The organism is Streptomyces cucumeris, assembly GCF_024295805.1.
In the GTDB taxonomy this organism is placed as follows: Bacteria; Actinomycetota; Actinomycetes; order Streptomycetales; family Streptomycetaceae; genus Streptomyces; species Streptomyces cucumeris.
Genome location: NZ_JANCLX010000046.1, coordinates 36,285 through 47,981 on the forward strand (window position 1 = coordinate 36,285; position 11,697 = coordinate 47,981).

At 70.2% G+C, this 11,697-nt stretch carries 11 protein-coding genes; 6 read left to right on the forward strand and 5 right to left on the reverse strand.

The window, feature by feature from the left end:
• The first annotated feature begins 172 nt into the window (after positions 1–172).
• Positions 173–937 carry a calcium-binding protein gene (locus NMK44_RS38205; RefSeq protein WP_254752139.1) on the forward strand — a complete coding sequence of 255 codons (765 nt, stop codon included), beginning with the start codon at positions 173–175 and terminating at the stop codon, positions 935–937.
• Between the two features lie 16 nt (positions 938–953).
• Here the strand turns inward: NMK44_RS38205 and NMK44_RS38210 are convergent, their stop codons facing one another.
• Both NMK44_RS38210 and NMK44_RS38215 read right to left on the reverse strand, forming a co-directional pair.
• Positions 954–3,392: an HAD-IC family P-type ATPase gene (locus NMK44_RS38210; protein ID WP_254752141.1), complete on the reverse strand. Its 2,439-nt coding sequence runs from the start codon at positions 3,390–3,392 to the stop codon at positions 954–956.
• Between the two features lie 85 nt (positions 3,393–3,477).
• The gene (locus NMK44_RS38215) at positions 3,478–3,747 is read right to left on the reverse strand and encodes a DUF2530 domain-containing protein (protein WP_254752143.1); all 270 of its coding nucleotides are present in this window, start codon (positions 3,745–3,747) and stop codon (positions 3,478–3,480) included.
• 190 nt (positions 3,748–3,937) lie between these two features.
• Here NMK44_RS38215 and NMK44_RS38220 point away from each other — a divergent pair, with 190 nt between their 5' ends.
• Positions 3,938–5,404 (forward strand): NCS2 family permease, encoded by a 1,467-nt coding sequence (locus NMK44_RS38220; protein WP_254752145.1) that lies wholly within the window; start codon positions 3,938–3,940, stop codon positions 5,402–5,404.
• 51 nt (positions 5,405–5,455) lie between these two features.
• Here NMK44_RS38220 and NMK44_RS38225 read toward each other — a convergent pair whose 3' ends face one another.
• A complete protein-coding gene (locus tag NMK44_RS38225) occupies positions 5,456–5,641 on the reverse strand; it encodes a BrnA antitoxin family protein (protein ID WP_254752147.1) in 186 nt (61 codons plus the stop codon).
• A gap of 131 nt (positions 5,642–5,772) precedes the next feature.
• Between NMK44_RS38225 and NMK44_RS38230 the strand changes: the two genes are divergently transcribed.
• The 3 genes from NMK44_RS38230 (at position 5,773) to thpR (ending at position 8,407) form a co-directional block, all read left to right on the forward strand.
• A complete protein-coding gene (locus tag NMK44_RS38230; protein WP_254752149.1) occupies positions 5,773–6,234 on the forward strand; it encodes a MarR family winged helix-turn-helix transcriptional regulator in 462 nt (153 codons plus the stop codon).
• 29 nt (positions 6,235–6,263) lie between these two features.
• Positions 6,264–7,637 (forward strand): MFS transporter, encoded by a 1,374-nt coding sequence (locus NMK44_RS38235; protein WP_254752151.1) that lies wholly within the window; start codon positions 6,264–6,266, stop codon positions 7,635–7,637.
• Positions 7,638–7,843: 206 nt separating this feature from the next.
• Positions 7,844–8,407, forward strand: a complete 564-nt coding sequence (gene thpR / locus NMK44_RS38240) for an RNA 2',3'-cyclic phosphodiesterase (protein WP_254752153.1) — start codon at positions 7,844–7,846, stop codon at positions 8,405–8,407.
• A 151-nt stretch (positions 8,408–8,558) separates the two neighbouring features.
• Here the strand turns inward: thpR and NMK44_RS38245 are convergent, their stop codons facing one another.
• Complete coding sequence (locus NMK44_RS38245; RefSeq protein WP_254752155.1) at positions 8,559–9,554, reverse strand: aldo/keto reductase; 996 nt, start codon at positions 9,552–9,554, stop codon at positions 8,559–8,561.
• Between the two features lie 204 nt (positions 9,555–9,758).
• Positions 9,759–10,301 (reverse strand): hypothetical protein, encoded by a 543-nt coding sequence (locus NMK44_RS38250; protein WP_254752157.1) that lies wholly within the window; start codon positions 10,299–10,301, stop codon positions 9,759–9,761.
• A 262-nt stretch (positions 10,302–10,563) separates the two neighbouring features.
• Here NMK44_RS38250 and NMK44_RS38255 point away from each other — a divergent pair, with 262 nt between their 5' ends.
• Positions 10,564–11,565 (forward strand): hypothetical protein, encoded by a 1,002-nt coding sequence (locus tag NMK44_RS38255; RefSeq protein ID WP_254752159.1) that lies wholly within the window; start codon positions 10,564–10,566, stop codon positions 11,563–11,565.
• The last annotated feature ends 132 nt before the right edge of the window (positions 11,566–11,697 follow it).

The window sequence follows — 11,697 nt, forward strand, 5'->3', positions numbered from 1 at the left end:
ATCGCCCACATTACTGGCGGGTTGGGGTCGGACGGGGTGGTTTCGGGAGGGATCCGCATCGTGGAACATCCACAACATTGTGAACGTCCCGTGAAGATCGTACAGTTGTGCCAGTTCCGGCCCCGACCGCGACATTCGCGGCCCGGGGCCTCAGCATTCTGTGGGGGAATCGATGCGTAAGCGCATGACCTTCGTCGTGCTCGCCACCGCCACCGCCGCGGGGGTGGGCGCCCTGACCGCGCCCGCCGCGCAGGCGGACGGCTTCGGCGACACGACGATCAGCAGCGTGACGGTGAACAGCAAGGACGTCGTGGTGGGGACCACGAAGGCCAAGACCTTCACGGTCGCCGTCACCGCCACCGACAACTCGGGGATCAAGGACGCGCAGATCTACGTGGACGGCCCGTCCTACGGGTACCTGGACGCGACCGGCCCGGCGAAGTGTGTCGCCTCGGCCACCGACGCCCACACCTCCACCTGCACGGCGTCCTTCACCGTGGACCCGCGGGTCGACTTCATCGACAACGACCCGGCGGGCACCTGGTACGCCAATGTGCTGGTCGACGCCAACGACGACGACTACATGAACACGGAGAAGGCCGCGTCCTTCACCGTGCGGCGCGCCGCCAAGCTGACCGTCAACGCCTCGCCCGAGCCGGTGCGCAAGGGCCGGACGATCACCGTCACCGGTGCGCTGACCCGTGCCAACTGGGAGACGGCCGCCTACGCGGGCTACACGGTCCAGCCCGTGACGCTGGAGTTCCGCAAGAAGAACAGCTCCACCTACACCGCGGTGAAGACGGTGAAGTCGGCCGCCGCGGGCGCGCTCAAGACGACCGTGACCGCCGTCGAGGACGGTTACTTCCGCTGGAACTTCGCGGGCACCGGCACCACCGGGCCGGTGAAGTCCACGGCCGACTTCGTGGACGTGCGGTAGCGGCCTCCAGGCTGGTTCAGGACGCCGGATCGCCGTTCGCGGCGATCCGGCGCCACACCCACTCCAGCACCGCCGAGGCCACGGCGGCGATGGCCACCGCCGTCCACGGCATCGCCGTCCCCACCAGGCGCAGCGCGAAGAAGTGCTGGAGCCATGGGGTGGCCAGCACGATCACGAACCCCAGGGCCATCGTCAGCACCAGACCGATCCGCCACCAGGTGTACGGCCGGGCCACGATGGCCAGCACCCACAGCGCGATGAGGAACAGCGTCAGCGTGGCGGCGCTGGTCTCGGCCTGGAGTGCGCCCCGGCCCGTGTAGTAATGACGGGCCAGCAGATACGCGGCGAAGGTGGCCGCGCCCGCGATCACCCCGGCGGGGATGGCGTACCGCATCACCCTGCGCACGAACCGCGGCCGGGCGCGCTCCTTGTTGGGGGCCAGTGCCAGGAAGAACGCGGGCACGCCGATGGTGAGTGTGGACAGCAGCGTCAGATGGCGGGGCAGGAACGGGTACTCCACCCGGAAGCACACCACCAGCACCGCGAGCAGGACCGAGTAGACGGTCTTCACCAGGAAGAGCCGGGCCACCCGCTCGATGTTGCCGATCACCCGGCGGCCCTCGGCCACCACCGACGGCAGGGTGGCGAAGCTGTTGTCGAGCAGCACGATCTGGGCGACCGCGCGGGTGGCCTCACTGCCCGAGCCCATCGAGACGCCGATGTCCGCGTCCTTCAGCGCCAGTACGTCATTGACGCCGTCGCCGGTCATGGCCACGTTGTGGCCGCGCGACTGGAGCGCGCCCACCATGTCCCGCTTCTGGCGTGGGGTGACCCGTCCGAAGACCGTTCCGTCCTCCAGCGCGGTGGCCATCCCGGCGGTTTCGGCGGGCAGCCGCCGTGCGTCCAGGGCGTGCGCGGCGCCGGGCAGTCCCAGCTCGGCCGCGACGGCCCCGACGGAGACGGCGTTGTCACCGGAGATCACCTTCGCGGCGACATTCTGCTCGGCGAAGTAGCGCAGGGTGTCGGCGGCGTCCGGCCGCAGCCGCTGCTCCAGGACGACGAGGGCGACGGCGGTGACCGGCCGGGGGCCCGGGGCCCCGGCGGCCGGCGGGCCCGTCCCGTCCTCGGCACGGGCCAGCAGCAGCACCCGCAGCCCGTGTGCGTTGAGCTCGTCCACCTGGCCCAGCGCCGGATCGCCCTCGGCCAGCAGCACCTCGGGCGCGCCCAGCAGCCAGGTGGCGCGCCGCCCGTCGGGGGCGTCGAGGGTGGCGCCGCTGTACTTGCGGGCCGAGGAGAACGGCAGCACGTCCCGGGAGCGCCAGCCGCCGTCGGCACCGTCATCGCCGTCGGACCCGTCCGGGCGCGGATAGGCGTCGATGATCGCCTGGAGGCTGGCGTTGGGACGCGGGTCACTGGCGCCGAGGGCGCCCAGCACCTGCCCCACATAGCCCTCGTCGTGCCCGCCCCCGCGCCCGTCGCCGGGTGGTGCCTCGCCGTGTCCGTCGAGCAGCCGCAGCTCACGGACGTCCATCCCGCCCTCGGTGAGGGTGCCGGTCTTGTCCAGGCAGACCACGTCCACCCGGGCCAGCCCCTCGATCGCGGGCAGCTCCTGCACCAGGCACTGCCGGCGGCCCAGCCGGATCACCCCGATCGCGAAGGCGACGGAGGTGAGCAGCACCAGGCCCTCGGGGACCATCGGCACGATCCCGGCCACCATCCGCCGTACCGCTTCCCGCCAGTCGTTCTCCTTCACCACGAACTGGCTGATCACCAGGCCGATCGCGGCCGGGATCATCATCCAGGTCACATACTTCAGGATCTGGCTGATACCGCTGCGCAGTTCGGAGGCGACCAGGGTGAAGCGGGACGCCTCCTCGGCGAGCTGGACGGCATACGCCTCGCGGCCGACCCGGGTGGCGGTGAAGGCGCCGCCGCCCGCGACCACGAAGCTGCCGGACATCACGGTGTCACCGGGCTGTTTGAGCACCGGATCGGCCTCGCCGGTGAGCAGCGACTCATCGATCTCCAGCCCCTCGGCCTCGGTGACCTCGCCGTCCACGACGCACTTGTCCCCGGGGCCCAGTTCGATGAGGTCGCCGAGGACGATCCGGCCGGTGGGGATCTCGGTGGCCACACCGTCGCGGCGGACGGTGGGCCGGGCCTCGCCGATGACGGCGAGCGAGTCGAGGGTCTTCTTGGCCCGTAGCTCCTGGACGATCCCGATGAGGGTGTTGGCCACGATCACGAAGCCGAACAGTCCGTCCTGGATCGGACCGACCACCAGGATGATCAGGAACAGTACGCCGATGATCGCGTTGAAGCGGGTGAGCACATTGGCGCGGACGATCTCGGTGAACGAGCGCGAGGAGCGCACCGGGACGTCATTGATCTCACCGCGTGCGACGCGCTCAGCGACCTCGGCGGCGGTCAGTCCCGGGGCGACCCGGTCCGGCATGCCTTCGACGGTACGTGCGCGGCGCGCCGTTCACCTGTCCAGGCGTCGATTGCCGGCCGCGGCCGGCGGGCCCTCCGGCGGCCCGTCAGCCGCCGTCGGCCGCCGGGCGGCCCTCGTCGGCGCGGCGGAGCGCGGCCTCACGGGCCCGTACGTACCAGATGCCGATCAGCCCGAGGCCGCCACCGGCCAGACAGGTCCACAGCCACCACAGATGGCCGTGGTCGTCGTACCAGCCGTAGAAGGGGAGCTGGACGAGGAAGAGGACGAACCACACGATCGTGCCACCGGTGATGGTCGCCACAACGTTGCCCTCCAGGGGCGGCGGCGCCTCGTGCTTGGGGGTCCACTTCGTCATGGGCACAGCTTACGGGCCGGGCCCGGGGGCCGTTCCGGACCGGATCCCGTGCCATCCGGGCAGCTCAGGGGAGACGTTTGGCGTTCGGCCATTTATATATTCATACTGAACCGTTCCGGGTCTGAGTAGGCATCCTTGTGTGATCATCCAAAGGGCCCACTGTTGATGTTCGCGCACCACAGAGGTCCTTATGTCCCCCTCGGCCCCCGCGCCGGCCGATGCCAAGCGGCAGACCCCGGCACCGCCCACCAAGGGCATCGACACATTCTTCAAGATCAGTGAACGCGGCTCCACGATCTCCCGGGAGCTCCGCGGCGGTCTGGCCACGTTCTTCGCGATGGCCTACATCGTCGTACTGAACCCGATCATCCTGGGGGCCGGTGAGGACAAGTTCCACCACACCCTCGACAACGGCCAGCTCGTCACCGCCACCGCGCTGATGGCGGGGCTGACCACGGTGCTCATGGGCATCATCGGCAATGTCCCCATCGCGCTCGCCGCGGGCCTCGGCATCAACGCGGTGGTCTCGCTCCAGCTCGCCCCCAAGATGAGCTGGCCGGACGCGATGGGCATGGTGGTCCTTGCGGGCCTGGTGCTGATGGTCCTGGTCGCCTCCGGACTGCGGGAACGGGTCATGGCCGCGATCCCCGGCGGGCTGCGGCGGTCCATCGCGATCGGCATCGGGCTGTTCATCGCCCTGATCGGCCTGGTCGACGCCGGGTTCATCACCCGCAACCCGGACAAGGCCCACACCACCGTGCCGATGGGGCTCGGTATCGAGGGCAAGCTCCAGGGCTGGCCGGTGCTGGTCTTCGTGGTGGGGCTGGCGCTCACCTTCGTCCTGGTCGTCCGCAAGACGCGCGGTGCCATCCTGATCGGCATCGTGACCATGACCGTGGCCGCGGTCGCGGTCAACGCGCTGGTCGACATCCCGGACGCCTCGTGGGGGCTGACCGTCCCCAACGTCCCGGAGAAGATCGTGGACACCCCGGACTTCGGGCTGATCGGTGAGGTCAGCCTGTTCGGCGGCTTCCATGAGGTCGGGATCCTCACCGGCTGCCTCTTCGTCTTCACCGTGCTGCTGTCCGGCTTCTTCGACGCGATGGGCACGATCATCGGCGTCGGCGAGGAAGCCAAGCTCACCGATGAGCGCGGTCAGCTCCCGGGAATGGGCCGGATCCTGATGGTGGACGGTGTCGCGGTCGCGGGCGGTGGCTTCGGCTCGGCCTCCGCCAACACCTGTTTCGTGGAGTCCACGGCGGGTGTCGGCGAGGGGGCCCGCACCGGGCTCGCCAACATCGTCACCGGCGGTCTCTTCCTGCTCGCGCTGGTCTTCACCCCGCTGGCCAAGGTGGTCCCGTCGCAGGCCGCGACGCCCGCGCTGGTGGTCGTCGGCTTCCTGATCATGGCGGCGAACGTCAAGGAGATCGACTGGAGCGACTTCACCATCGCGATCCCGGCCTTCCTGACCATGATCTCGATGCCGTTCACCTACAGCATCACCAACGGGATCGGTATCGGTGTGCTGTCCTTCCTGCTGCTGCGGATCGCCACCCGGCGCACTCGGGAGATCCCGTGGCTGCTGGCCGTGGTGGGGCTGTGCTTCATGGTCTACTTCCTGCTCCACCCGATCGAGCAGGCCGTCGGGGCGAGCTGAGCCACCCCGCGCGGAGTGCGTGCCCCGGCCTTGCGCCGGGGCACGGCCGGGTCAGCCGACCTGGCCGTAGAAGCGCTCCGTCTCATCGACGGACGTCTTGAAACGCTCGTCGAAGTCCTCGCGAATGAGCGTCCGGATGACGTAGTCCTGGACGCTCATTCCGCGTTTCGCGGCGTGCTGCCGGATCCGGTCCAGCAGCTCACCGTCCATCCGCAGGCTGAGCACCTTCGATCCCATGCGGCCCAGGGTCGCCGCCCCTCGGGCCACTGTGCGTCACTTTTCGGAGTCATCTCACTCTTTTGGGTGACACTCTCGGGAAAGGGTTCCCCGGGTTTCCTTAGGCGAGGTAATGAGTTATGCTAAAGACCATGCCGGATCCGTCCCGTCTCCAGCCTTCGGCGGAGGCACCGCCAGACGACGCGAGCGCCGTGAACGCCCTGCGGTCCGGGGTGATGCGTCTGTCCCGGCGGCTCAAGCACCAGCGGGTGGACGAGTCGCTCAGTCCCACCGAGATGTCGGTGCTGGGCACCCTCGCCCAGTGCGGCAGTGCCACCCCCGGTGAGCTGGCCCGCAAGGAGCATGTCCAGCCGCCGTCGATGACCCGCATCGTGGCCCTGCTGGAGGCCAAGGGACTGGTCAGGCTGGAGCCGCATCCGGAGGACCGGCGGCAGAAGGTCGTCTCGCAGACCGAACGGGCGGAGGCCATGCTCGAAGAGAGCCGGCGCAAGCGCAATGCCTGGCTGGCCGAGCTGGTCGGAGAGCTGTCCGAAGAGGAGTGGGACGCGCTGCGCGCCGCCGCGCCCGTGCTGGAGAAGCTCGCGCACTTGTAAGAACCCGAGCCATCAGGAGGCGAAGCCCCTTGAGTACGGGACCCGGAGCAGACTCCGCACCCGCACCGCATCCCCACTCCGACTCCCGCACCTCCGGCGCCCCCGCGACGGGACGCGCCAAGGGCGGCACCTTCCGCTCGCTGAAGGTCCGCAACTACCGCCTCTTCGCCACCGGTGCCGTGATCTCCAACACCGGCACCTGGATGTCCCGTATCGCCCAGGACTGGCTGGTGCTGAGCCTCACCGGCTCCTCCACCGCGGTCGGTATCACCACCGCGCTCCAGTTCCTGCCGATGCTGCTGTTCGGCCTCTACGGCGGTGTCATCGCCGACCGCTATCCGCGCCGCCGGCTGCTGCTGTTCACCCAGACCGCGCTGGGGCTGTGCGGTCTGGCGCTCGCCGCGCTCACCCTCAGCGGCCATGTGCAGGTCTGGCACGTTTACCTGATCGCGTTCCTGCTCGGCATGGTGACCGTCGTCGACAACCCGACCCGGCAGGTCTTCGTCAATGAGATGGTCGGCCCCGGTGAGCTGCGCAACGCGGTCAGTCTGAACTCCGCGAACTTCCAGTCCGCCCGGCTGGTCGGCCCGGCCATCGCCGGTGTGCTGATCACCGCCGTGGGCAGCGGCTGGGCGTTCCTGATCAACGGCCTGTCCTTCGGTGCCCCGCTGATCGGCCTGCTGATGATGCGCACCAGCGAGCTGCACACCGTCGAGCGCACCCCGCGCGGCAAGGGGCAGCTCCGGGAGGGGCTGCGCTATGTCGCCGGTCAGCCCGATCTGATCTGGCCGATCGTGCTCGTCGGCTTCATCGGCACCTTCGGGTTCAACTTCCCGATCTGGCTCAGCGCCTTCGCCGACGATGTCTTCCATGCCGGACCCGGTACGTATGGCCTGCTCAACACGCTGATCGCGATCGGCTCGGTGACCGGTGCGCTGCTGGCGGCCCGCCGGGTGGTGGCCCGGCGGCGGCTGCTGGTCATGGCGGCGCTGATGTTCGGCGTGCTGGAGGTGGCGGCGGCCGTGACCCCGGTCTTCTGGCTCTTCGCCGCGCTGATGGTGCCGATCGGCATCTTCAGCCTGACCTTCAACGTCACGGCGAACTCCAGCGTCCAGCTCGCGACCGATCCCGCGATGCGGGGGCGGGTGATGAGCCTGTTCATGATGGTCTTCGTCGGCGGCACCCCCATCGGCGGCCCGCTGGTCGGCTGGCTGACCGACACCTTCGGCGCCCGGGTGGGCTTCGCCGCGGGCGGACTGGTCTCGGCCGCGGCGGCGGTCGGGGTGGGGCTGATCCTGGTCCGGGCCGGTGGTCTGCGGATGAAGCTGGATCTGCGGCGGGGCCGTCCGCATGTGGTCTTCGTCCCGCGCGCCGAGGAGGAGCGGCTGGCCCCGGCGGCCTAGGCCGCCGAGGCCGCGAGCCGATGGGGTCCGTCTCCCCGCGCGGCTGGCCGTGCGGTCCCGCGCACGCGGTCCCTTCCGGGGTTTCCGTCCGCCGCGCGCCTGGCGGGAGGCCGCGGTCCGGACCGGGTGGCAGGGCGCCCGGGGGCGCGGGCGTGCCCCTCGCGGTGCCCGCCCTTCCGGCGGGCCCGGTGCGCGAGACTGGCCGGATGAGACTCTTCGCCGCCGTGCTGCCGCCCGAGGAGGCCATCGTCGAGCTGGCCGCCCGGGTGGACGCGCTGCATGCGTTGCCGGGTGCCGACGGGCTGCGCTGGACCGAGCGGGCGGGCTGGCACTTCACCCTCGCCTTCTTCGGCGAGGTGGCCGAGGAGGTGCTGCCCGGACTGCACACCCGGCTGGCCCGCGCCGCCCACCGCCATGAACCCCATACGCTGCGGCTCGCGGGCGGCGGACGGTTCGCGGACCGGGTGGTGTGGGTCGGGGTGGACGGTGACAGCGCGGCCCTGAAGGGGCTCGCCGACTCCGCCGAGGCCGGGGCCCGTCGGGCCGGGGTGCCGATGGACCGGCACCGGCCGTACCACCCGCATCTGACGATCGCCCGCAACCGCGGCGCCACCAGCCTCGCGCCCTATGTCGCCGAGCTGGCCGACTTCGCGGGCCGGGTGTGGCCGGTGCGGGAACTGAGCCTGGTCCGCAGCCATCCGCCGGCCCCCGGGGTGGCCGGCCGGCAGCCCCGCTACGAGGTGGTGGCGGCCTGGCCGCTCGGCCGCTGAACGGCCCGGCTAGTCTCAGGGTGTGGACCCGAAGACCAGAAACATGATCATGAGCGGCGCGCTGGTGCTGATACTCCTCGTCGTCGCCGTGGCGGCCGCGCTCGGGGGCTGACCCCGCCGCGCGCGGCCGCGTGCCCGCCGCCGGGGGCGGCTACCAGGCGAAGGCCTCGGGGGAGGGGCCGGGACCGGGGAAGATCTCGTCCAGTGAGCGCAGCAGCTCGTCGTCCAGCGTCAGCTCCGTCGCCCGGACCGCCGAGGCGAGCTGGTCGGCGGTGCGGGGGCCGACGATCGGGCCGGTCACCCCGGGCCGGGTGAGCAGCCAGGCCAGCGCCGTCTCACCGGGCTCCAGACCGTGCTTGTCGAGCAGATCCTCGTACGCCTGCACCTGCCCGCGCACCGTGGAGCTGTTCAGCGCGTCGGCGCTGCGGCCGGACGAGCTGCGGGCGGCACCGCCCTCCCTTTCCTTGCGGATCGCGCCGCCCAGCAGCCCGCCGTGCAGCGGCGACCAGGGGATCACCCCGAGGCCGTAGTCGCGCGCGGCCGGGATGACCTCCATCTCGGCGCGGCGCTCGGCCAGGTTGTACAGGCACTGTTCGCTGACCAGACCGTAGGAACCGCGGCGCCGCGCCGTCTCGTTGGCCTTGGCGATGTGCCAGCCCGCGTGGTTGGAGGAGCCGACGTAGAGGATCTTGCCCTGCTGGACCAGGACGTCCATCGCCTGCCAGATCTCTTCCCACGGGGTGGCGCGGTCCACGTGGTGGAACTGGTACAGATCGATGTGGTCGGTGCGCAGCCGCTTGAGGCTGGCGTCCACGGCCCGGCGGATGTTGACGGCCGAGAGCAGGTCGTCGTTGGGCCAGACCGGGCTGTCGGTGCCCATGTTCCCGTACACCTTGGTGGCGAGGACGGTCTTCTCGCGCCGTCCGCCGCCCTGGGCGAACCAGCTCCCGATGATCTCCTCGGTGCGGCCCTTGTTCTCGCCCCAGCCGTAGACGTTGGCGGTGTCGAAGAAGTTGATCCCCGCCTCGTGCGCGGCGTCCATGATCGCGTGGCTGTTCGCCTCGTCGGTCTGCGGGCCGAAGTTCATGGTGCCGAGGACCAGTCGGCTGACCTTGAGACCTGTGCGTCCGAGCTGCGTGTACTTCATGAGGCCAGCCAAGCCCTTGGAGTGTGCTCCAAGCAAGGGGGCACCGTCAGGGTCCACGGCCGGAGCGCAGGCAGCGAATTCCGCCGCGGCTTCCGGCCGGGAAAATCCGAGGGCCCGCCTTTTGACCCCCCGTGTGGTCAAAATGCGGGCCTGCGGATTCCGCCGTATCGAGCTGGTGCGGCGGACGTGTGAAAGAAATGTGAATCAGTTGCTGTTGCGGGACTTCATGAATCCGACGATGCCGATGGCGAGCGCCAGCAGACCGCCGGCCAGCACCATGTAGATTCCAGGACCCGCGACGATGTCGAACTTGTCCACGCCCTCCTCGGCCGCCTTCTCGGCGGCGTCGGCGGGCAGGCCCTCGTCCTCCAGCTTCTGCGCGAGCAGCCGCGCCGGGTCCGCCATGTTGATCGCGGCGACGATGGCCGCGCCTGCGCCCAGCAGCCCGCCGCCGAGGTAGAGCGGAGCCTTCTGGCGGGCCAGGGTGACGAGGAAGAGCACCGTCGCGACCAGGGCGATGATCAGCGTGATGACGCCGTCGCCGTCCATCCCCTTGATGCCGCCGTCGCTCATGTCCTCGCTGGAGACGACCCAGTTCACCAGCGAGCCGACCAGGGCGACGAGGGAACCGACGATCCCGAGGACCGCGAACTTCTTGGACGGCGCGACCGCGCCGCCGTTCTGCGGAGCGCCCGGATATACGGGCGGCGCGGTTTGCGCATAAGAGGACTGGTTGTAATCGCTCATGGGCAGAGACCGTAGGGCGGGCCCATTCTTTAATGCAATGCCGCCGCCCGCTATGCCGTCAATGACCGATAAATTTTCGCTGAAATGTTCCCCGGATCAGATCAAATTATCTGCGGTTCAGGAATTCCCTTTGGAATTCCGGGGGGAATGGTGTCCTTCGCTTTCCCGGAACATACGGCGTCATACCCGGTCCGCCCCGCCCCCGGCCGCCGGTCCGGTTCCCCCGCCCTGCGCGTCCCTGCGGGATGGCAGGCTTGGGCCCATGCGTCCGCTTCCGTCTCTCCTCGGTGCCGCCGTGCTGGTGGCCCTGCCCGCCGCCGCTCCCGCCGCGGCCGACGACGACTCCCCGTCGTCGTTCCAGATCAAGGACTCCCGGATCGCCGAGTCCAGCGGGCTCGCCGCGAGCCGCGCCCACCCCGGCGTCTACTGGACGCACAACGACAGCTCGGACGGGCCCTACGTCTACGCGGTCGACAGCCGGACGGGGAAGACCGTCGCGCGGATCGCGATGCGCGGGATCGGCTCACCGCGGGACGTGGAGGCCGTCTCGGTCGGCCCGGACGGCAATGTCTACGTCGGCGACATCGGTGACAACCTCGGCGGACAGTGGTCCCACGTGTGGATCTACCGCTTCCCCGAGCCGAAGAAGCTGCGCGACATGTCGGTGAAGGCCACCCAGTTCACCGTCCAGTACCAGGGCGGACCGCGCAACGCCGAGGCGATGATGGTCCATCCGAAGACCGGCAAGGTCTACATCGCCAGCAAGAGCGAGGAGGACGGCGGGCTGTACCAGGGGCCGGACACCCTCTCGCCCTCCGGGGTGAACGTCTTCCGCCGGATCGCGCCCATCGACATGGAGGTCACCGACGGGGCCTTCGCGCCCGACGGCAGCAGGCTCGTGCTGCGCGGCTACTTCAGCGCCGCCGAGTACCGCTGGCGGGGCGGGAAGCCCCAGGAGCTCGACGAGGAGCCGGGGCTGCCGCTCCAGCGGCAGGGCGAGGCCGTCACCTTCAGCCCGGACGGCGGCACCCTGATGTACGGCACCGAGGGCAGGTACTCCCGGGTGAGCGCGGAGGCGCTGGACGGGGAACTGCTGCCGGACGCCACGGCCAAGGAGCAGCGGAAGGACGGCGGTGGCAAGGGCGGCAGCCACGCCGGGAGCGAGGAGAAGGACAGCGGTCTGACGCTGACGAAGGCCGCGCTGACGTTCGCCGGGGCGATGGTGCTCTTCCTCGGGGCGCGCAGGCTGTTCCGCCGCCGCTGAGCCGTCACGGCAGGAGAGAGAAAGGAAAGGGGTCCGTGGCCGCCGGAGCGGCCACGGACCCCTTTCCCGCGATGTGGGTCCGTGCTGCGCGGTGACGTGCTGCACGCACGCGGTCAGCGCCGCGTCCTCGGC